General features: G+C 70.2%; 24 protein-coding genes and 1 tRNA gene. 11 read left to right on the forward strand and 14 right to left on the reverse strand.

The window, feature by feature from the left end; all coding sequences use genetic code 11:
- The 5 genes from DMB66_RS04515 to DMB66_RS04535 all read right to left on the reverse strand — a co-directional run.
- Positions 1-261: STAS domain-containing protein (locus DMB66_RS04515; protein ID WP_148112716.1), on the reverse strand; the 261-nt coding region annotated here is incomplete at its 3' end.
- An 81-nt stretch (positions 262-342) separates the two neighbouring features.
- Positions 343-867 (reverse strand): DUF6886 family protein, encoded by a 525-nt coding sequence (locus tag DMB66_RS04520; RefSeq protein WP_125802727.1) that lies wholly within the window; start codon positions 865-867, stop codon positions 343-345.
- Positions 868-977: 110 nt separating this feature from the next.
- On the reverse strand, positions 978-1,187 hold the full coding sequence (locus tag DMB66_RS04525; RefSeq protein ID WP_125802728.1) for a hypothetical protein: 210 nt from the start codon (positions 1,185-1,187) through the stop codon (positions 978-980).
- A gap of 227 nt (positions 1,188-1,414) precedes the next feature.
- Complete coding sequence (locus tag DMB66_RS04530) at positions 1,415-1,888, reverse strand: universal stress protein (RefSeq protein WP_125802729.1); 474 nt, start codon at positions 1,886-1,888, stop codon at positions 1,415-1,417.
- Positions 1,885-3,111, reverse strand: a complete 1,227-nt coding sequence (locus DMB66_RS04535) for an ArsB/NhaD family transporter (RefSeq protein ID WP_125802730.1) — start codon at positions 3,109-3,111, stop codon at positions 1,885-1,887. The genes DMB66_RS04530 and DMB66_RS04535 overlap by 4 nt, the downstream gene beginning before the upstream one ends.
- Before the next feature lie 58 nt (positions 3,112-3,169).
- Between DMB66_RS04535 and DMB66_RS04540 the strand changes: the two genes are divergently transcribed.
- Entirely contained in the window at positions 3,170-3,583 is a 414-nt protein-coding gene (locus tag DMB66_RS04540; protein ID WP_125802731.1) for a glutaredoxin domain-containing protein, read from the forward strand.
- 96 nt (positions 3,584-3,679) lie between these two features.
- On the opposite strand, the gene DMB66_RS04545 is transcribed toward DMB66_RS04540, so the two are convergent.
- Entirely contained in the window at positions 3,680-4,756 is a 1,077-nt protein-coding gene (locus DMB66_RS04545) for a hypothetical protein (RefSeq protein WP_125802732.1), read from the reverse strand.
- Between the two features lie 604 nt (positions 4,757-5,360).
- Here DMB66_RS04545 and DMB66_RS04550 point away from each other — a divergent pair.
- Positions 5,361-5,591 (forward strand): hypothetical protein, encoded by a 231-nt coding sequence (locus DMB66_RS04550; RefSeq protein ID WP_125802733.1) that lies wholly within the window; start codon positions 5,361-5,363, stop codon positions 5,589-5,591.
- 21 nt (positions 5,592-5,612) lie between these two features.
- Here the strand turns inward: DMB66_RS04550 and DMB66_RS04555 are convergent, their stop codons facing one another.
- From DMB66_RS04555 to DMB66_RS04565, 3 genes are all read right to left on the reverse strand, one after another.
- Positions 5,613-6,377: a hypothetical protein gene (locus DMB66_RS04555; RefSeq protein ID WP_199751951.1), complete on the reverse strand. Its 765-nt coding sequence runs from the start codon at positions 6,375-6,377 to the stop codon at positions 5,613-5,615.
- 212 nt (positions 6,378-6,589) lie between these two features.
- Complete coding sequence (locus tag DMB66_RS04560) at positions 6,590-7,123, reverse strand: hypothetical protein (RefSeq protein ID WP_125802734.1); 534 nt, start codon at positions 7,121-7,123, stop codon at positions 6,590-6,592.
- 348 nt (positions 7,124-7,471) lie between these two features.
- Positions 7,472-7,561, reverse strand: a tRNA-Ser gene (locus tag DMB66_RS04565).
- Positions 7,562-7,670: 109 nt separating this feature from the next.
- On the opposite strand from DMB66_RS04565, the gene deoD reads away from it, so the two are divergent.
- The gene (deoD, locus tag DMB66_RS04570; protein WP_125802735.1) at positions 7,671-8,378 is read left to right on the forward strand and encodes a purine-nucleoside phosphorylase; all 708 of its coding nucleotides are present in this window, start codon (positions 7,671-7,673) and stop codon (positions 8,376-8,378) included.
- Here deoD and tadA read toward each other — a convergent pair.
- The 4 genes from tadA to DMB66_RS04585 form a co-directional block, all read right to left on the reverse strand.
- On the reverse strand, positions 8,375-8,824 hold the full coding sequence (gene tadA / locus DMB66_RS04575; protein WP_125802736.1) for a tRNA adenosine(34) deaminase TadA: 450 nt from the start codon (positions 8,822-8,824) through the stop codon (positions 8,375-8,377). The two genes, deoD and tadA, sit on opposite strands and share 4 nt — an antisense overlap.
- The gene (locus tag DMB66_RS04580) at positions 8,824-9,342 is read right to left on the reverse strand and encodes a tRNA adenosine deaminase-associated protein (protein ID WP_125802737.1); all 519 of its coding nucleotides are present in this window, start codon (positions 9,340-9,342) and stop codon (positions 8,824-8,826) included. The genes tadA and DMB66_RS04580 overlap by 1 nt, the downstream gene beginning before the upstream one ends.
- A gap of 88 nt (positions 9,343-9,430) precedes the next feature.
- Positions 9,431-9,598: a hypothetical protein gene (locus DMB66_RS62430; RefSeq protein ID WP_199751956.1), complete on the reverse strand. Its 168-nt coding sequence runs from the start codon at positions 9,596-9,598 to the stop codon at positions 9,431-9,433.
- A 102-nt stretch (positions 9,599-9,700) separates the two neighbouring features.
- Positions 9,701-10,087 carry a hypothetical protein gene (locus DMB66_RS04585; RefSeq protein WP_233624300.1) on the reverse strand — a complete coding sequence of 129 codons (387 nt, stop codon included), beginning with the start codon at positions 10,085-10,087 and terminating at the stop codon, positions 9,701-9,703.
- 93 nt (positions 10,088-10,180) lie between these two features.
- Between DMB66_RS04585 and DMB66_RS04590 the strand changes: the two genes are divergently transcribed.
- Genes DMB66_RS04590 through DMB66_RS04600 form a run of 3 tightly spaced genes read left to right on the forward strand, consistent with a single transcriptional unit; the run spans position 10,181 to position 12,599 of the window.
- A complete protein-coding gene (locus DMB66_RS04590) occupies positions 10,181-10,927 on the forward strand; it encodes a M23 family metallopeptidase (protein ID WP_233624301.1) in 747 nt (248 codons plus the stop codon).
- Between the two features lie 26 nt (positions 10,928-10,953).
- On the forward strand, positions 10,954-11,961 hold the full coding sequence (locus DMB66_RS04595; RefSeq protein WP_125802739.1) for a prephenate dehydrogenase/arogenate dehydrogenase family protein: 1,008 nt from the start codon (positions 10,954-10,956) through the stop codon (positions 11,959-11,961).
- Positions 11,962-12,020: 59 nt separating this feature from the next.
- Positions 12,021-12,599: a DinB family protein gene (locus tag DMB66_RS04600; RefSeq protein ID WP_125802740.1), complete on the forward strand. Its 579-nt coding sequence runs from the start codon at positions 12,021-12,023 to the stop codon at positions 12,597-12,599.
- Positions 12,600-12,614: 15 nt separating this feature from the next.
- Here the strand turns inward: DMB66_RS04600 and mtnA are convergent, their stop codons facing one another.
- Positions 12,615-13,577 (reverse strand): S-methyl-5-thioribose-1-phosphate isomerase, encoded by a 963-nt coding sequence (gene mtnA, locus DMB66_RS04605; protein ID WP_125802741.1) that lies wholly within the window; start codon positions 13,575-13,577, stop codon positions 12,615-12,617.
- Between the two features lie 93 nt (positions 13,578-13,670).
- Here mtnA and DMB66_RS04610 point away from each other — a divergent pair, with 93 nt between their 5' ends.
- The 5 genes from DMB66_RS04610 to DMB66_RS04630 form a co-directional block, all read left to right on the forward strand.
- Positions 13,671-14,639, forward strand: coding sequence for a DUF4034 domain-containing protein (locus tag DMB66_RS04610; RefSeq protein WP_125802742.1), 969 nt, complete (start codon positions 13,671-13,673; stop codon positions 14,637-14,639).
- 9 nt (positions 14,640-14,648) lie between these two features.
- A complete protein-coding gene (locus DMB66_RS04615; RefSeq protein WP_125802743.1) occupies positions 14,649-15,716 on the forward strand; it encodes a PHP domain-containing protein in 1,068 nt (355 codons plus the stop codon).
- A gap of 38 nt (positions 15,717-15,754) precedes the next feature.
- On the forward strand, positions 15,755-17,425 hold the full coding sequence (locus tag DMB66_RS04620) for a DUF885 domain-containing protein (protein WP_125802744.1): 1,671 nt from the start codon (positions 15,755-15,757) through the stop codon (positions 17,423-17,425).
- Positions 17,426-17,917: 492 nt separating this feature from the next.
- Positions 17,918-19,060 carry a hypothetical protein gene (locus tag DMB66_RS04625; protein WP_233624302.1) on the forward strand — a complete coding sequence of 381 codons (1,143 nt, stop codon included), beginning with the start codon at positions 17,918-17,920 and terminating at the stop codon, positions 19,058-19,060.
- On the forward strand, positions 19,047-19,634 hold a 588-nt coding region (locus DMB66_RS04630; protein WP_199751959.1), incomplete at its 3' end, for a nitrate- and nitrite sensing domain-containing protein. The genes DMB66_RS04625 and DMB66_RS04630, both read left to right, overlap by 14 nt.

Raw genomic sequence — 19,634 nt, forward strand, 5'->3', positions numbered from 1 at the left:
CGTGACCAGGAACTTGTTGGCGCCCGCGAAGCTCAGCCAGCCGCCGCGCGCGACGATGACCTGCTTGGCGGTGATGAACGCGCTGAGCCCGACGGAGTCGCAGAACTTGAGGTCCGAGAGGTCCACGACGATGCGCGGGACCTGCCGTTCCAGCAGTTCGGCGAGCAGTTCGTGCAGTCTGGTCGCGGTGTCGGCGTCGAGTTCGCCGCTCAGGCGCAGCACGGCGACGTCGGAGCGGATGTCAGTCACGGTGGCCTGCATGGCATCACTTTCGTCCTGGTTATCGGGTTCACAGCGTAGATCCACCCGAACAGCCGATGGCGGACAGTTCGTCCGCTGGTTTCACTTTCGCGGCTTGGCGTTGCGCAGCCGGATCCCGCTGAACCGCAGCGTGCTCGCCACGATCTCGTCCATGACCGACCACAGGTTGGCGACCAGCCGGAACTGGATGCCGGCGGCCTCGTGCAGGGCGAGCAGGTCGCCGACAGGCTCGGCGGGGCCGAGTGGGATCACCGGGGCGGTCGCGACCATCGCGTGCGGCTGCGGCGAGCCGAAGGGACGGAACGGGGCCGCGTCGAAGCGGTACGCGTACAGCCGGACGGCTTGCAGGGCCGGCAGCCAGCCGTACTCGATGGCATGCATGCGCCGGTCGAAGAGGAAGCGGCGGTCGGCCGCGGTGCTCCGCGGGCCGGGCCACGCCAGCACGCGGGGGCAGTCCCGGGGGAACCAGTACGCCGGCGCCTGCTCGGCGTCGACCGCCCAGACGTACGGCTCGGGCTGCTGCGCCGTGACCGCGACATGCGGCACGAAGCTGGTGATGCGCGGGTTTTCGGAGAAGTGCAGGACCTGACCGGCAGCGGGACGCACGAAGGGGTTTCTAACAGAATCGGGCCGGACCCCGGCAGGGATCCGACCCGATTCGACATATATGGCTGGCCGAGAAGTTCAAGAGTGCGGCACAGCCCGGCTCCTGGCGCCTAGAGCTTGCGCCACTGCCAGCGTGGACCGCGCCACGCGTCGGCCAGGATCAGCGCGGACGCCTTTCCTGGACACTGCTGCACCTTGGATTTGCCCTGAGGCCCGCCCATCTGAGCTTCGACCTCCCAGACTTCTCCGTCGGTGCGGACGTAGACATCACGGCGTTGGAGCCGGATGTCACCATTCCACCAGTGATGCTCAACTCTCACGGGACCAACCTTAGGCCAGACATCGACGTCTCTGCGCGAGGCCGTCTTGTGAAACTTTTTCGCCGCCAGGTTGGGTCGGGTGTCCGATCCGGTGGATTTCGGCGCTACGTCTTGCAAAGACGCGACATATTAGGGCGGCGTACTTACTGTGACTATGGGTAATCTTCGCAGGTAACAACGCCGGTCCGCTAGGGACGAAACGGTACCGACACGCGTCCGTCACCTGATCAGCGAATTTGATCATGGGGAGGGGGTGGCGGAAGGGTGCCGAGCCCCGGTGTCGTCTCAGGCCACACCAGCAAAATCCGACACGGTGCGTGATCGACCACGAAGCGGGTGTGGTGCCCCAGACTGCGCGGCCCGAGCCGGCGGCGGTCTCCGTCGCGGGCCAGCACGAGCAGATCCACATTGGCGCAGGCGGCCACGACCTCACGCTCCGGGCGGCCCCGCCGGACCTCGCGCCCGGCGTCCCGGCCGAGCCGGGCCGCCGCCGCGTCCAACAGCTCTGTCTCGGCCCGGGCCAGCAGAAACTCGGCCTGATCGGCGCTGCCGGAGCGCCCGAGCAGGCCCACCGGGGCACTCAGCGCGGCGGCCGTCGCGACATCCACGACATGCAGCAGCGTCACCTCCCCGTCGAGCGGACGCACGGCATCGACACACGCCGGCCAGGTGCCCTCCGCCACCCACACCAGGATCCTCACAACCCCGACACTCGCAGACTCACCCACAGTGACGCCACCCCGACGATCAGACAGGCCGGCACGGTGAGCGCACCCAGCCGGAGAAATTCACCCGTCACGGGCGGGTGACCACTCTTGTGCAGGATCTGGCGCCACAAAAGGGTGGCCAGTGAACCGACATAGGTGAGATTGGGCCCGATATTGGCGCCGAGCAGCACGGCGAGCACCAGCCCGGGAGTGTGCGCGGCGAACGGCAGCAGCATCAAGGTCGCCGGCAGATTGTTGAGCAGATTCGCCAGCACCGCCGCGAGGAAGGCCATCAGCAGCAGCCCGAGCAGGTCCGCGCGGTGCGGTGCGACCCGGTCGACCAGCGTGCCGAAGCCGCCCCGGCGCACCCCGAGCACGACCACGCCGAGCGCGAAGACAAAAGCGCAAAACCCCGGATTCGCCTTGCGCACCAGGGTGGGCACGCCAATTCTGAGCCGTACGGCGAGAGCGAGCGCGCCCGCCAACGCCACCCAGGCCGGATGGACGCCGGCCGGTGACGCCACGGCGAAGCCGACCAGGGTCACGCCGAGCACCGCCAGCGCGAATCGCGGCGCCCGCACCGGCTCGACCGGCGGCCGATGCGGCGGCGTCTCCAGGTCGTCGGCGAAGAAGCGGCGCAGGATCACGTACTCGACGCCGATGACGGCCAGCCAGGGCAGTGCCATCAGCCCGGCGAAGCTGAGGAACGAGAGCCCGGCCGCGGACATCGCCAGCAGGTTGGTGAGATTCGAGACCGGCAGCAGCAGCGACGCGGAGTTCGCCAGGTGGTTACAGGCGTACACGTGCGGCTTGGGCCGGACCGCCAGCGCGGAGGCCGTGGCGAAGACGACCGGCGTCAACAGCACGACGGTGGCGTCGAGGCTCAACGCGGCGGTGACCGCGGCGGCGATGACAAAGACGAGCCCGAGCAGCCGCTGGGGCGAACCGCGACTCCAGCGCGCCGCGATCGCGCCGGCGAAGCGAAACACACCCGCCCGGTCAGCGAGGTACGCGAGGAGCAGGACCGCCGCGAGGAAGCCCACGGTGGGACCGAGGTCGGCCAGCTCGCGGACGGCGTCGCGCCACGGCACCAGCCCGGCCACGACGGTGAGCACGGCGGCCGGCACGGCACCGGCCGCCTCGGGCAGGCCACCGGGCCGCACGACCGCGAAGCCCAGCACCGCGATGAGCAGCAACAACGAGATCGCGGTAGGCACGACTGGGAACCCTACGGCCAGTCGCGGCGCCCCGCAGCACTCGCGTAGCGTTCCGGCCATGCTTCGTCGATGGGGTTCGGCCGGCCTGTTCCTGGTGCTCGGCGTCCTGCTCTGGATCATCGGCGAGTCGGTGTTCTTCTTCCTCGCCTTCGCCCTGCTGGCGGCGTTCGTGTCGCCGTTGATCTTCCCCCGCTCGATGCCGGCCGCCGAAGCCCAGCGCCGCAGCGCCGCGGACGGGCGAGCCATCGTCTACTGGCGCCCCGGTTGCCCGTTCTGCATGCGCCTGCGCGCGACGCTGGGCGTCACGTCCCGCCGCGCCTACTGGGTGGACATCTGGAAGGACCCGGAAGGCGCGGCGGCGGTGCGTGCGGTGGCGGACGGCAACGAGACCGTCCCGACGGTCATCCTGGCGGGAAGCCCGCACGTGAACCCGGACCCCCGGTGGCTACGGAGCCAGCTGCGCGCCGGCTGACCAGCACGGCCTCCCTGCGCTCAGGTCCCGCGGATGCGCTCAGGTCCCGCGGATGCGCTCAGGTCCCGCGGATGCGCTCAGGTCCCGCGAATGCGCTCAGGTCCCGCGGATGGTGAAGACCTTCGAGATGCCGCCGACCGCGTAGGTGTCGCCCGGCGCGTAGACCCGGTAGGAATATGTGGCCTTGCCCGGCGGGGACGCCACGATCGTGAACCGGCCGCTGGCCCGTACCGTGCCGGTGCTCACCTTGCGCCAGGTCTTGTCGGCATAGAGCCGTTGCAGATGCATGAACTTGCCCTTGTGCAGGGGAGTGGCGCTGCCGTTGACGTTGACATTCGTGCCGGCCGGCACAGACTTGGCGGCGGGCGTCGCGCTGACTGAGTAACGCTGGGTCCGAACGCCACCGCTGTCGGACGCGATCATCGTCGGCGGGTACGGCATGGTCGGCTGATTGATCCCGGGCACCCAGACGCACTGCGCCCATTGCCACCGTTCGGCGCTGAGGGTCCGCTGGTAGGTGCCGTCCGCTCGGGTCCGCGCGGCCACCCCCGTGGAGGACTCCACGCAGTCGGTGTCGATGCCGAGCCGGAGCGGCAGATTGGCCCAGGGCTTGCCGGTGGTGGTGTCCCAGGCCCGGATCCGCTGGGTGACCGGCTTGCCGGCGGGGGCCGGCTCCGGGGAGAAGGTCATGTCGATCGCCGGGCGATGCGAACTCCGCACCCGCAGACTCGGCGTGTCGACCACCGTCCGCGGATCGACGGTCAGCGCCTGGAGCTTCTGGTCGTACGCAAAGATCTGAATGGGCTCGATCTTCCCGCGCCAGGCGGACGTGACCGGGATGGATCCGGTCCAGATGCCGTCCTGTTCGGTGCCCTCCGCCAATCGGAGCAGGACGTTGCTGTTCGGCGACGCGTTCACCGTGAGGAGCGGGGATGCCAACTCCTCGCCTGGCGAATATTCCCTGGGCTGGACGCCCGTTTCGTCGGTCAGCCGCACCCGCACACCCACGAACCGGGTCTGGAGACCGGACACGGTGATCGAGGACTGCGCGAAGGTGATCGAGTGAAGCTGGGGCGGCGCGGTGTCCGCGGCCTGCGCGGCGAAAGCCGGCGCGGCAGAAATGAGAGACAGCACAAGAACGGCGGCTGTCGGCGCGACGAGAGACGTTCGCATAAATTCACTGTACGGACCTGCGCCCGGCCTGTCCGACCCGATTCCGTCGCCCTCCACGATCAATTCCCGCCGAGGCGGCCGGGACGCTATCGAATTGGAACCCCCGGGCCTCCCAATGCCTTTGTCCTGGTGGACCAGAACGCCGGACGAACGGAGAGCACCATGACGGAGCGGATCCGCGCACTGCTGGACGAGGCGGTCGCCGAGGTAGGGCTGCGGAACCCCGACCCCCTGCCCGACGTGCTTCGCCGAGCGGGGGCCCGGCGACGGCACCTCGCCGTAGCAGGCGCGGCCGCGGCGGTCGCGGTGGCGGTGCTCGCCGCCGGCGGCATCGTGGCCGCGAACCGCGGTATGCCGCCCGACAAAGCCCCGGCATCGCAGCCGTCGGCGACACCCTCCCGCGAAAAGGAAGAGCCGACGCGCGTCGACGCCACGGTGGCCGGCGGTTTCGTCCGCACCGGCGGTTCTCGGGGGCCTAGCCGTTGCTACCTTGGGCGAGCGTCCGTCTCAGCGTGGACGGCCAGCAGTCGCAGGTCGACGCAGTGGTGCGCGAGACCTCCGCCGATCCGGTCACCCCGGCGCGCTGCCCGAGCCATCGGGGACGATGCAGCTCAACCTGGACCATAAGAAGCAGCTCACGTGGACGGATCAGGCCGTGATCGGCCAGGTGCTGGAGCTCCTCGCCGAACTCGACCGGCCGGTACGGCCCGAAGAGCCGCCATGTGCGGGCGCGGAGCAGGTGACCGACACCTGGCGGCTGGCCGGCACCGAGATGGCGGGTATCATATTCACTGATGCGAATGTACTGAACACCTTCGGGACGATCGGTCGTTGACAATTCGCGCGGGCCAGCTAATCAAATATTACGCAATTCAAGGACGTAATAGATAGTCCGCTCCCGCCCACCGGAGAATCTAACCCTGGTCACCTCAATTTCGGCTTCAACTCGCTTGTTGAAGTACCTTTCCAGGTGACTCGTGAGTTCTTCGCTCGTGCTGGCCTGAATTATCTCGCCACCGTCGGTTCTGATTTCGACCCTGCTGCGGAATGCACTGGCCGAGCCGAGCAACCCCGCCACAGTAACCCGCTCAGCTTCAGCGAAATCACTGTGTTCGCACAGGTACCGAACCCGCTGAACACCTGACGCGCTCCAATTGCTGCGCCTAGCCTGTCCACCCGGGGCATACCAGGCGACCCGCATGCCGACTCCGGCGTTGCTGAGCCCTGCTGTCAAGGCGCCGATATGCTTCATTGACCGCGGCCCGAGTGGGGCAAGTTGTTCAGCCAGCAGCTCATCGGACGGGCTCGCACCCTCGGAGAGGTCGACAATGTTCAGCACTCGTTCCACGGCTTCATCAAGAATCGTCCGGAATTCTCCGACCCAGTCCGCCAACAGGCCGCTTTCTTCCGAATCGATGGAAGGCCCATACATCGCCACACCGAACGACGAGGGGAAGGTGGCCACAGCACTGAGCGCAGTAGCATCACGAATCTCGCGAGGAATAGCAGCGAAATTCGTCGGGCGCCCCCCGAGTGCCTGCGCCACAGCCGAAATCGACTCTTGAAGATTGGTCAGAAAGGAACCCAATGTCGATACCGGCACCAAGTGATCGGCAGTCACTTCCCCAGTGAGGGCAACCTCGATACGCCTCCTGACGGCTCGGTCCGAATTTTCCTCAGCGGCCTGCAGAAGTCGGCTCCGTTGAAATTCGGCGAACTCCTCCGGAGTGGTTGACGATTCCCGAGTCTCGTACGGAAGTGCGTTCCGCATCTGCCTCATCCACTCGCGTGCGGAGTCTCGGTCGGGCGACTCAGGCACAGGAACGGTCGGTGTCACAGCAGCACCTCCACGTATCCCCGGCGCAGCGCGCCCGGAATTCCGTTCGCGGCGGTCGGCTTGACCCGCTGCCAAAATTCGTCGTAGATGCCGACATCTCTGAACGACGCAGCATCGGCCTGGGTCAGCATGCTGGTAATCATCTGTGACACCGGCCGGTTCTCCGGGAGTCGGACCAGGTAGGCATCGACCCGCATGCCTCGTTTCACACACCAACCTCGCAGCGTCAGATCGTCAAGGTCTGCCAACGTCTCCGCGTCCAGACGGTCGAAGGCCTCTGCTCGCAGCAGATAGGTAACATCCACGTCGCTCGGTTCCACCTTGCTGCTGACGAAACTACCCCCGACCCACATGCGAGTGATCTCCCCTGCCAGTGCTCCCACTATCGTGCGGTGGTCATCCCATTCTCTCCAGATTTCCTGCCGTGCAATAGAGCCGGTGGACCGCACCAACCTTGCGTACAGATCGTCGAGGGAAGCCGAGTACCGACCCGGCGGGAGAAACCCGGTCGTCGGATCGAACTCCGGCAAGCAGTCCAAGTGACGCGATACCCCTCTCGATCTAGTCGGCTAAGCGATCGTAGCGGCGCGCCACGCCGCGAGCACAGAAGCAACTGGATCTCGCTACCCCCGGCAAGTGCCTCCAACCCCTGGAAGGGGCGCTGTGGGCTGACCAGGGCAAGGATCACTCAGGCTCGTGATAGTCGCTCGCTCGGCAGGTCCAGGCGTAGGCGCACGTCTCGTGTGCCTGAAGTCGGCCGTAGTCCGGGTGTTGAGGCTTGCGGGCTGCATCCGGACCGCCGACCCCGGGCCAACTGAGACCAGACAGAGAGACGCCCGGTGGCTCACTTGGAGTCACCGGGCGTCTGCCCTGCGTGCTGGCGGTGGTGAAGGGATTTGAACCCTTGGAGGGCTTGCACCCTCACACGCTTTCGAGGCGTGCTCCTTAGGCCGCTCGGACACACCACCGCGAAGTAGATTACCTGACGCCCCACGGACCCCGCCGCCGGGTTACCTCTGGAAGCAAAGCGCGAGGTCGTGCCGCCTGCCCTCGGCCCGCCTGGCAGGATCTCCGGGCATGAGTGTGCACATCGGCGCGCAGCCGGGCGACATCGCCGAGCGGGTTCTCCTACCGGGTGACCCCATGCGGGCGAAGTGGATCGCCGAGACGTTCCTGAAGGATCCCGTCTGTTACACGCAGGTTCGGGGCATGCTGGGTTTCACCGGAACGTGGCAGGGCGTGCCTGTCTCCGTCCAGGGGTCCGGCATGGGGATGCCGTCGGCGTCCATCTACACCCACGAGCTGATCAACGAGTACGGCGCCAAGTCGCTGATCCGGATCGGTTCTTGCGGGGCGCTGGCCGAGGATCTCAACCTTGGTGACGTCATCGCCGCCATCGGGTCCGCTACCGATTCGAATATGAACCGGGTGCGGTTCGACGGGCTCGTCGACTACGCGCCGGTCGCGGACTTCTCGCTGCTGCGTACCGCTGCCGATGTCGCCGACCGGCGCGGCATCGCGCTGCGGGTGGGTCCGATCCTGGCCGCGGACGCCTTTTACACCGACCGGCCCGACCTCTATGACACGCTCGCCGACTATGGCGTGCTCGCCGTCGAGATGGAGTCGGCCGCCATCTACACGATCGCGGCCCGTTACGGCGCCAAGGCGCTGACCATCCTGACCGTCAGCGACCACATCAAGCGCGGCGACAAGATGGATGCCGCCCAGCGCGAGCAGGGCTTCTCCGACATGGTGCAGATCGGCCTGGACACCGCGATCGCCTAGCGATCCCGGAAGAAGTCCTTCAGCAGGGCCGAGCATTCGTCCTCCAGGATGCCCGCGTAGACCTCTGGGCGGTGGTTCAGGCGCCGGTCCCGGACCACGTCCCAGAGGGAGCCCACCGCGCCGGTCTTCGGCTCCCAGGCGCCGAAGACCAGCCGGGATATCCGGGCCAGGACCAGCGCGCCGGCGCACATCGTGCACGGCTCCAGCGTCACGACCAGGGTGCACTCCGTCAGGCGCCAGCTGCCGGTGAGGATGGCGGCCCGCCGCAGCGCGATGATCTCCGCGTGCGCGGTCGGGTCGCCGGTCAGCTCACGTTCGTTGCCGGCCGCGGCCAGCTCGACGCCGTCCGGGCCGTAGATCACCGCGCCCACCGGCACGTCCTCCGCCGAGGAGGATGCGACCGACAGCGCCCGCCGCATCCAGGACTCGTGCCGGGGCCGGAGCATCAGGCCTCGCGCAGCTCTTCCAGCTCGTCGCCGCAGCCGAGCTGCTGGCAGATCTCCGCGGTCACGTCGGCGGGCAGCATGCCCTCGAGGCCGCAGAGCGTCAGCAGCCGGTGCGAGCTGACCCCGAGGTCGGCCAGCAGCTCGACGTCGCCGACCGGGTCGGCGTCGGGGTCGGCGGCCGGTCGGTCGTCCTCGTCGTCGCCGGCCGGCGGTGCGGCCAGATCGTCGATTTCGAGGGCGGGCGCCTCGATGTCGGCGAGCAGCAGCGCGCCGAGCCGCGACTCGTCGGCGTACGCCGAGTCGGAGCCGAACACCCGCAGGTCCTCGCCCTCGTCCAGGCGCAGGATCACCAGATACTGATCGTCGGCCTCGACGAACAGCAGCGACAGATCGGCGTCCGGCTCGGCGTCGCGGAGCCGGTCCACCGCCTCGTCGATGTCGGCGGCGCCGGTGAGCGTGAGCTCGGACGCCGTCCAGCCGTTCTTGCCCCGAGCGACGGCGGCAGCGAAAGTCGACACGATTCCCCCCACGGAACTGCGGTCCTCAGCGCCTGACGGTAACCGGTGGTGCGGCGCAAGTGCCGCGCCACGCCCCGAAGGGTGTATCTCAGTTGGCGTGGCGGCGGCGATTCGCGATGAGCTCGCGGAGCCGGGCACCGCGCAAGCGTTGCGGCTGGCTGTGTTCGCGGGCGGACTTCGCATCGGCCAGCGCGGCCAGAAGCTCCAGTCGGCGACGGCGACGATCGGGGTCGAGCCGCTGCGGTACGTGGGCCATGCGCCGAGCGTGCCCAGCCGCGCGACGTTCGTCAAGGCCGAGTGCGCTGCGCCACCAAAGCCGCACAGTTCGTCGCTGACAGAGGGGTGCAGAGCTGGACATTCACCACAGCGGCCAGTCGCCGGACGAGATCCAGCGGACCGCCACCAGGGCACCGGCTATCGACAACCCGACCCCGGCGGCCATCGACACCCCGGTCGCGACGCCGCGGTCGCCGAGCAGGGCGAGCACGGCGGCCACCGCCCAGGCCGAGAGCGCCGCGGTGAGCGTCCACCACGCGTAGCCGGCCAGATCGCGGCCGATGCTGCCGAACAGGACGAACCAGACCAGGGTCGCGCCGACGCCGGAGAGCAGCGGCCCGACGGCGATGGGATGCGGCTCGCGGTAGACCGGCCGCGGGGGTGGGCTCAGCGGGGCGGCCGGGCGGTCGGGCAGCCAGCCGGCGGGCGGGTGCGCCGCCGTGGACCAGGGCCCGTGTCGTTCGGCCATGTCGCCTCCATCCGGCGGGTCAGACGATCCCCCGCCAGCCTATCCACCGGCGCCCGGCAAGCGGAGATGGATGGCTTCTGCCAGGATGGCTCGGTGCTTCCCCTGCGTACCCTCTCGGTTCTGACCGCCGCGGCGCTCTCGCTCGCCGCCTGCGGCGCGCCCGGCGATGCGCCCGCGGCGACCGTGACCCCGCAGTTCGTGGAGCCGGCGCAGTCGGTCCCGGCCGTCCCCGCGCCGAGCGCGGCCGCCCCGGAGAAGGCCCCGGCGGGCACCGTGACGTCCTCGGCCGCTCCGGCGAAGCCGACAACAACACCTACCGAGGCACCGGCCGGGCTGGAGTACGCCTTCCCGGTCAAGGCGTCCAACGTGGCCTTCCACCCGACCCACGCGAAGTATCCGGCGACGGACATCTTCGCCGACTGCGGTGAGCCGGTGGTGGCGGCCGCCGCCGGCGTCGTGCTCGAGGTGAGCCGCAAGGACGCGTACGTGAAGGGTGCGCCGGACGGACCGCTGAACGGCGGCCTGTCGGTGTCGATCCTCGGCGACGACGGCGTGCGCTACTACGGCTCGCACCTCAGCAAGATCCAAACCGGGATCAAGGCCGGGGAACGGGTCAAGTCCGGCCAGCGACTCGGCGACGTGGGCCACACCGGCAACGCTAACAACGTCTGCCACCTGCACTTCGGCATCTCCCCGCCGTGCGCCGAGACCGGCGACTGGAAGGTCCGCCGCGGCGTCGTCTGGCCGGCCACGTTCCTGAAGTCGTGGCGGGCGAAGGGCAACAAGAGCCCGGTCGCCACGGTCGCGAAGTGGAAGAAAACGCACAACTGCCAGGCCTGACAATCGGGTGTGCGAGAGTCTGCCGAGTGAACGTCGCAGTCATCGGTCTGGGTCTCATCGGCGGCTCGCTCCTGCGCGCCCTGGCCGCCCACGGGCACCACGTGGCCGGGTACGACCTGGGCCGGCACACCAGGGAGGCCGCCCGCGGGCTGGCGAAAGCGGCCGAGGTCCCGGTGGCCGCCGACCCGCAGGCCCGGACCATCGCGATCAAGGGCAAGTGGCGGGTGGCCGAGAGCATCGCCGAGGCGGTCGAGGGCGCCGAGCTGGTCGTGCTGGCCGTGCCGCTGCCCGCGATCCCCGGCGTGCTGGCTGAGCTCGCGGGTCACCCCGGCCTCATCACCGACGTCACCTCGGTGAAGGGCCCGGTGCGCGACCTGCTCCGCGGGCGGCGGTTCGTCGGCGGCCACCCGATGGCGGGCAAGGAGACGTCCGGTTTCGCCGCCTCCGACCCCTACCTGTTCGACGACTGCGCCTGGGTGCTCTGCCTGGAGTCCGACGGCACCGACCTGGCCGACTGGCTGGCCCTGGCCGGGCTCTGCACCGGGCTGGGCGCCCGCGTCGTGCCCGTCACCGCGGCCGAACACGACCGGGCTGTCGCCGGGATCAGCCACGTGCCGCACCTGCTGGCGGCGGCGCTGAGCACCGTGCTGGCCGACAACCCGCTGGCGGGCACGCTGGCGGCCGGGTCGTTCCGGGACGGCACCCGGGTGGCCGGCACCCGGCCCGAACTGATCGCGGCGATGTGCGGCGGCAACGCCCCGGCGGCCCGGCAGGTGCTGGCCGGGATCGTCGAGGAGCTCGAGAGCTACGGCCGGGACCTGGCGGCGGACGACCCGATCACCGTCCTCACCGAGCGGCTGCGGGCGCCCAGCGACCTGCGCCGGGCCTGGCCGCCGCAGCCGGGCGAGGCGGTCGAGGTGAGCGCGGAGCCGGGCGCGCTGCTGGCGCTGGGCCGGGCCGGCGGCTGGGTCACCGCGGTACGGGACGGCAAGATCGAAGCAATGCGGCCAGGAAGTGACCGCAATTCTTCCTAGACTTTCGAGGTAACCCCCGGACAAGAGGTAACCCCGGACAAGAGGACAGGAGACAGGTCATGCCTGGTCAGGTCGGTGCCATCGCCAACGAGCGAGAGGGCCTGCTCGCGTACCTCGCCCAGATGCGGTACGTCATCAGGCTGACGGCGTACGGGCTCAGCCCGGAACAGCTGCGCGCCGCGCCGACGGCCAGCCCGCTCACCGTCGGCGGCCTGATCAAGCACTGCGCGTCCACCGAGGAGAGCTGGATCGACGTCGTCCGCCGCGAGCCCCGCGAGGTGGACTACAACGCGTACGCCGAGAACTTCGCGCTCAGCGACGGCGAGACGATCGAGGACGTGCTCGCGAACTACGAGCGGATCGCCGCCCGCACCGAGAAGACCATCGCGGAGATCGCCGACCTCGACCAGGACGTGCCGGTCGACCACTCGGTGCCGTGGAACCCGAAGGACCTGGACAACTGGTCGGTGCGCTGGGTGCTGCTGCACCTGATCCAGGAGACCGCGCGGCACGCGGGGCACGCCGACATCATCCGGGAGGCCGTGGACGGCGGGACCGCGTACCCGATCATGGCCGCCGCCGAGGGCTGGCCGGAATCGCCCTGGATGAAGCCCTGGAAGCCGGCCGAGGCGTCCTAGACCGGCCGAGGCCTCCTAGAGCTGCTCGCCGCGGTCGAGGCGGACCACCCGGCGGTCCGTCACGATCGCGGTCACCAGGTCGTGCGGGGTGACGTCGAAGGCCGGGTTGACCGCCGCCGAATAGGCGGTGACCTCGGCGGCGCCGCGGTCCTCGATCTCCACCGCGGCGCCGGCCGGGGTGTCCAGGTCCACTGTCGACTCCGGGGCGACCACGACGAACGGCAGCCCGGCTCGGCGGGCGCCCAGCGCGTGCGCGTAGCTGCCGATCTTGTTGATCACGTCGCCGTTGGCGCAGATCCGGTCCGCGCCCAGGATCACCGCATCGGCCTCGCCGCGGGCGAGCAGGAACGGCCCGGCCGAGTCCACCGCGACCCGGAAGTCGATGCCGGCCTCCCGCAGCTCCCAGGCCGTCAGCCGGGCGCCCTGCAGCAGCGGCCGGGTCTCGCTGGCGATGACCCCGGCCAGTGCGCCCCGGCGGTGCAGCTCGGTGACCACCCCGAGGGCCGTCCCGCCGGTCACCGCGGCCAGCCCGCCGGTGTTGCAGTGGGTCAGCAGCCGCGGCCGCGCGCCACACAGCTCGATGATCAGGTCGGCGCCGAGGGTGGCCATCGCGGCCGAGGCGGCGACCTCCTCGTCGCGCACCGCGCACGCCTCGGCGAGCACCGCGTCGGGCCCGGCGGCGAGCCGCGCGGCGGCCCGCCGCGCGCCGCGGGCGAGATTCACGGCAGTCGGCCGGGCATGCTCCACCAGATGTACGGCGTCAGCCCGCGCCCGCTCGTCCGTCGCGAACTGCCGGGCTGCCAGGGCAACCCCGAAGGCTCCGGCCACACCGAGCGCCGGCGCGCCCCGTACCGCCAGCGACCGGATGGCCGCGACCAGGTCGGCCACCGTGGTGATCCGCAGGACGCGCAGCTCGCCCGGCAGCGCCGTCTGGTCGATGATCTCGATGGCACCGTCAGCCCAGTCGATGGTCCGCATTTGCCGGAGCCTATCCCGCTCCCGGCAGCCCCCTTCCTGCTCGGTTCGGCGCGCGTCTACCATGCCGTCCGGAGTTGGGGAGGTCCGATCGCCATGTGGCCGTTCAAGCGCGCCGAGAGAACGGCGGCCGTCATCGACCCGTGTCTGGGCGACGCGACCGCCCGGCGGCTCGACGAAGCGGCCGGCCGCGGCGACTGGCCGGCCGTCGCGGCCATGCTCGGCCCGGTCGAGGACCAGGACCTGCGCGCCTTCTACGTGAGCGTGCTCGCCGACCGCGGCGGACCGCAGCCGTGGATCGGCCAGTGGCTCGCCGCCGAGCCGCAGTCGGCGCTGCCGCACCTGGTCAAGGGCGCGCACGCGATCCAGTGGGCCTGGCAGGCACGCGGCAACGGCGCGGCGAGCACGGTCTCCGAGGCGCAGTTCGCCGCCTTCTTCGGGCGGCTCAAGGTGGCCGAGGACAGCCTGGACCAGGCGGTGATCCGTGATCCCGAGGACTCGACCGCCTGGGCCGAGCTGATCACCACCGCGATCGGCCGCCGGCTCGGGGCCGAGGAGGCGGAGCGGCGCTTCAAGGAGGTCGTCGCCCGGCACCGCTGGCACCGGTCCGCGCACGCCCGGATGCTGCAGCAGAAGTGCGCCAAGTGGGGCGGCAGCGACGAGCTGGCGCTGGAGTTCGCGCGCTGCACCGTGGAGCGGATGCCGGCCGGCTGCACCCTCGGCTCGATGGTGGCGGTGGCGCACTTCGAGGCGGCGCTGCTGGCGGACGGCCCGACCGCGGACTACCTGGCCCGGCCGGAGGTGCTCGCCGAGGTGCGCGCGGCCGCGGACAAGTCCGTCCGGCATCCGGAGTTCCGCCGCATCCCCGGCCACCAGACCGCCGACGGCTGGTTCGCCCTCGTCTTCCACCTGGCCGGTGACCACGCCGCGGCGGCCGAGCGCTTCGACGCCATCGGGAACCTGCCGACCGAGCTGCCGTGGGGTTACTACCGCGACGCGGCCCGGGCGTACGCGCAGTACCGCACCAGGGCCTACCAGGCGGCCGGACGCTCCCACACCGCCTAGTCTGGCGCCATGGCATCTCGTGACCCGGTCGCTGACCTGCGACGCATCGCCTTTCTGCTGGAACGGGCGAACGAGGCGACGTACCGGGTGAAGGCGTTCCGGTCCGCGGCCGCGACCGTCGCCGCCCTGCCCGCGGCGGAGCTCACCGAGCGCGTGACCGCCGGCACCCTGTCGGAGCTGTCCGGCGTCGGCGACGTGACCGCCCGCTGCGTGACCGAGTCGCTGGCCGGCGAGGAGCCCGTCTACCTGCGGCGGCTGGCAGCCACCGAGGGCACCGATCTGCAGGGCGCCGCGGCCGCCTTGCGGGAGGCGTTGCGCGGGGACTGTCACGCGCACTCGGACTGGTCCGACGGCGGCTCACCGATCGAGGAGATGGCCCTGGCCGCGGTCGAGCTCGGCCATGAGTACCTGGTGCTCACCGACCACTCGCCGCGGCTGACCGTGGCACACGGGCTGACCGCGGCCCGGCTGCGCAAGCAGCTCGACCACGTGGCGCAGCTGAACGACGCGCTCCCGCCCGGCTTCCGGGTCCTCACCGGCATCGAGGTGGACATCCTCGCCGACGGCTCGCTGGACCAGGAGGACGAGCTCCTCGCCCGGCTCGACGTGGTGGTCGGCTCGGTGCACAGCAACCTGCGCGACGACTCGGCGAAGATGACCCGCCGGATGCTGGCCGCGATCGAGAACCCGCACCTGGACATCCTCGGCCACCTGACGGGCCGCAAGGTGGCCACGGCCGGCGCCGGCGACCGGGGGCACCGGGCCGGGCGGACCCGGCCGCCGAGCGACTTCGACCTCGGCAAGGTGCTCGCCGCCTGCGTCGAGCACGGCAAGGCGGTGGAGATCAACTCACGGCCGGACCGGCTGGACCCGCCGAAGCGGATGCTCACCGTGGCGGTGGAGGCGGGCTGCCTGTTCAGCATCGACACCGACGCGCACGCGCCCGGCCAGCTCGACTGGCAACGGTACGGCTGTGAGCGCGCGGCGCTGTGCGGCGTACCGGTGGACCGGGTGGTGAATTCCTGGCCGGCCGATCGCCTGCTGGAGTGGACCGCCGGCCACTCGGGTGGGAGCTAAGGACCGCGCCGGGGCGGCGGCTACCGTAGGGTCGGCCCGTGGGACAGATTGACGACCTCGCGAACCGATACGTCGACGAGTGGGCTCCGCTCAACCCGACCGGCGCCACCTTCATCGGCGTTCCCGACTACGACCGGGAACTCGACGACTTGTCACCGGAAGGCTTCGCGGCCCAAGCCGAGCTGACCCGGCGCACGTTGGCCGAGCTCGACCCGCTGGAACCGGAGACCGAAGCCGAGCACGTCGCCAAGGACGCCATGCAGGAGCGGCTGGGCCTCGAGCTCGCCCGCATCGACGCCGGCGACATCGCCAGCGGCCTCAACGTCATCGCCAGCCCGCTGCACGGGCTGCGGATGACCTTCGACCTGATGCCGACCCAGGGCGAGGAGGCGGCCTCGAACATCTCGGCCCGTCTCGCCGGCTTCCCCCGGGCGCTGGAGCAATATCGGCGGACCCTGCTCGAGGAGGCCGCGCGCGGCAACGTCAGCGCGAGCATGCAGATGGTCGAGGTCGCCGAGCAGTGCGACGCCTGGACCGACCCGGCCCGGGACAACTTCTTCCACCGGCTGGCCGACGGCCTCGGTGCCGAGGGAACGCTCGGGGCGGAAGTGCGGCGCAACGCCGCGGCCGCGACCGCCGCCACGGCCGCCTTCGGCGCGTTCCTGCGCGGTGAGCTGGCCCCGCTCGGCAAACAGAAGCAGGCGGCGGGGCCGGAGCTGTACGCCCGCGCGTCCCAGTACTTCCTCGGCGCGCGCGTGGACCAGGAGGAGACGTACGCCTGGGGCTTCGAGGAGCTGGCCCGCCTGGAGAGCGAGATGCGGGTCGTCGCGGCCGAGATCGCCGGTCCCGGCGCGAGCGTCGACGAGGCGGTCGCGAAGCTGGACGCCGATCCGGCCCGGCGCATCCCCGGCAAGGAAGCCTTCCGGGACTGGATGCAGGCGCTGGCCGACAAGGCGGTGTCGGCGCTCGACGGCACCCACTTCGACATCCCGGAGCCGGTCCGCGACATCGAGTGCTGCCTGGCGCCGACGAGCGACGGCGCCATCTACTACACCGCGCCGAGCGAGGACTTCAGCCGCCCGGGCCGGATGTGGTGGGCCGTGCCGGAGGGGCAGAAGCAGTTCTCCACCTGGCGCGAGGTGACCACCGTCTACCACGAGGGCGTGCCCGGGCATCATCTGCAGATCGCGCAGACGATCCACCGCGCCGAGCTGCTCAACCGCTGGCAGCGGCTGCTCTGCTTCTGCTCGGGACACAGCGAGGGCTGGGCCCTGTACGCCGAGCGGCTGATGGACGACCTCGGCTACCTCAGCGACCCGGGCGACAAGATGGGCATGCTCGACGGGCAGGCGCTGCGGGCGAGCCGGGTGATCGTGGACATCGGCATGCACCTGGAGCTGGAGATCCCCCGCGACAACCCGTTCGGCTTCCACCCCGGTGAGCGCTGGACGCCCGAGCTGGGCTGGGAGTTCCTGCGGGCGCACACCCGGATGGACACCGACGTGCTGCGCTTCGAGTGGAAGCGGTATCTGGGCTGGCCGGGGCAGGCGCCGTCGTACAAGGTGGGCGAGCGGATCTGGCTGCAGGCCCGCGAGGACGCCAGGGCCCGCAAGGGGGCCGACTTCGACCTGAAGGTGTTCCACCGGCAGGCCCTGGATCTGGGCGCCCTGGGCCTCGACCCGCTCCGGAAGGCGCTCGGCCGCCTCTAGCAGTTTGATCCCATTTGCCAGAACAGCCCGCCCGGCGTCCGCCGGGCGGGTTTTCTCACGAAATCGTCCGTATCCTGAGACGGACACCGTGTCCGTCTCGTTACTCTGGGTGCGAATTTAGCGCTACGTAATGTGTTCGTTACCAAACGGAGACAGTCTGGGACAGCGCCGTGCCCTCCATTGTGGAACGCTCTCGGGTGTTGCCGGACACACGCCGAACGGGCGCCCGAGGCCCGTTCCCCGCGCGGCCGGCAGCCGCCGCCGAGCACCGCCTTCTATCCGTTCCGATGCTGGCCGAGGCCGGTTTCGAAACGCGGTACAACCACCACGCCCGCCGGGCGTATCCCCCGATCAGCCGAGCCAACTCTGACCCTTGGAAAGGGGTCGCATGATTATTTCTCGGATAGATTGACCCAGATCGGTGCGCCCGCTTGGCTACGGAGGGTAGCCGCCAACAAGGTCTATCGCGGATGCATGGCGGAGGAATGGGCAATGGCAGTCTCGGTGGACAACCGGCGAACCCGCACGCGCACGGCGCTGGCGGCTGTTTTGACGGTCTTGATTCTTGTTCCGGCGACGATCCTGTTCGCCAGCGTGTGGGGGACCATCTCCGACAAGCGCGACAGCACGGAGCTGGAAAAGCGGGGCGTTGAGTACATCTCCGCCCTCGCGCCCCTGGTCAGCGCGCTGGCCGAGGCCCAGTCCTCGGCCCTGGCGGGAGTGTCGGCCGCGCCGGGCTCGCTGGGTGCCGCGGTCAACAGCGTCGCCGCCGTCGACCAGCGCCTGGGCATCGAGCTGAACACGCGGGAGCGCTGGACCGGCCTGCGGGCGAAGATGGACCAGCTCTCCAAGGTCACCGGCAACCCCGTGGCGGTGTTCGAGGCGCACGTGGAGGTCACCGACCTCGCCCTGGCCCTCTACAGCTCCGTGCGCAACAACTCCCACCTGATCCGCGACCCCGACAACGACCTCTCGCACCTGCAGCAGGCCCTCGGCGTCGACCTGCCGGAGGCGGTCATTCAGGTCAGCCGCATGGGCGACCTCAGCCAGCTGGTGGCCACCGCCGACACCAAGGTGCGCGCACAGCTCACCCCGCAGTTCGGTGCCGCCGTCGAGTCGGTGAACTCGGCGGTCGGCGACCTCACCGACAACCTGCAGGCCGCCGTCGACGACACCAGCAGCGTGACGCTGAGCGGCAACCTGGTCACCGGGCTGGACTCGTTCCGCCGCGGGGTGGAGTCGCTGACCCGCGGCGCCAACCCCGGCGGCACCCCGAACACGGCCACCATGGCGACCGCGCAGAGCCAGCTGCAGACCTCCCTGTCAAACCTCTCCGGCATCGTGTCGCGGGAGATGACCTCCCTGCTCGACAAGCGGCTGGACGACCTCGACACCGACACGATCGTGGCCCTGGTCTCGGCCACCGCGGCCGTCCTGCTCGTCGCCGCCGCCATGGTGACGCCGCTGACCGGAACAGGCCGGCGCATCTTCGTCCCGGTGCCGGACAAGGGCACTCGCGATCTGAGCGTGGACCCGACCGCACCCGACTCCGGCCGCGCCGAGGCGGACACCCGGGCCCCGGCGTACGGCGAGGCCAACCCGACACGGCGGGAGCAATCCGGTGCTCTTCGGTAGGTTCCGCATCCTCGGCAAGCTGACGCTGCTGGTCCTCATCCCCCTGCTCGGGGTGGTCGCGCTCGCCCTGCCCATCGTCGTCAACCGCATCGACGTGGCCCGGCAGGCCCAGTCCACCGCCGACACCGCCCTGCTGGCCACCCAGGTCGGTTCCGCCGTCCAGGAGCTGTCGGAGGAACGGCTGCTCTCGGTCGGTTACCTGTTCGGCCTCGTCGATCGCCCGCAGCTCGTGGTGCAGAGCGCCGAGGCGACCGACCGCATCCTCAGCCTCAGGAGCCTCGACCAGCCGCTCACGCCGCGGCTGAGAGCGGCCGTGGAAAACGTCAAGAAGCTCGACAGCACCCGCGCCAGCATCCTCGGCCGGACGATCCGGCCGGACCTGATCGTCTCCGAGTTCACCGCCGTGATCACGCCGATCATCGACGGGCTCGGCCTGCAGACGGCCGCCGACCTGACCACCTCCACGGGTCGCCAGGTCTTCGCGCTGGACCAGGCGCTGCGCAGTGACGACCTGATCAGCCAGGCATCCAGCCAGCTGACCAGCGCGGTCGCGACCCAGAACGCCGGCCTGATC

The sequence above is a fragment of the Actinoplanes sp. ATCC 53533 genome, from assembly GCF_003947245.1.

Coding starts and splice junctions, on each gene's coding strand:
- DMB66_RS04540 (WP_125802731.1), top strand. CDS start 3,170: ATGCTTCGTCGATGGGGTTCGGCCGGCCTGTTCCTGGTGCTCGGCGTC.
- DMB66_RS04545 (WP_125802732.1), bottom strand. CDS start 4,756: ATGCGAACGTCTCTCGTCGCGCCGACAGCCGCCGTTCTTGTGCTGTCT.
- DMB66_RS04550 (WP_125802733.1), top strand. CDS start 5,361: ATGCAGCTCAACCTGGACCATAAGAAGCAGCTCACGTGGACGGATCAG.
- deoD (WP_125802735.1), top strand. CDS start 7,671: ATGAGTGTGCACATCGGCGCGCAGCCGGGCGACATCGCCGAGCGGGTT.
- tadA (WP_125802736.1), bottom strand. CDS start 8,824: ATGCTCCGGCCCCGGCACGAGTCCTGGATGCGGCGGGCGCTGTCGGTC.
- DMB66_RS62430 (WP_199751956.1), bottom strand. CDS start 9,598: ATGGCCCACGTACCGCAGCGGCTCGACCCCGATCGTCGCCGTCGCCGA.
- DMB66_RS04585 (WP_233624300.1), bottom strand. CDS start 10,087: ATGGCCGAACGACACGGGCCCTGGTCCACGGCGGCGCACCCGCCCGCC.
- DMB66_RS04600 (WP_125802740.1), top strand. CDS start 12,021: ATGCCTGGTCAGGTCGGTGCCATCGCCAACGAGCGAGAGGGCCTGCTC.
- mtnA (WP_125802741.1), bottom strand. CDS start 13,577: ATGCGGACCATCGACTGGGCTGACGGTGCCATCGAGATCATCGACCAG.
- DMB66_RS04610 (WP_125802742.1), top strand. CDS start 13,671: ATGTGGCCGTTCAAGCGCGCCGAGAGAACGGCGGCCGTCATCGACCCG.
- DMB66_RS04615 (WP_125802743.1), top strand. CDS start 14,649: ATGGCATCTCGTGACCCGGTCGCTGACCTGCGACGCATCGCCTTTCTG.
- DMB66_RS04625 (WP_233624302.1), top strand. CDS start 17,918: ATGGCAGTCTCGGTGGACAACCGGCGAACCCGCACGCGCACGGCGCTG.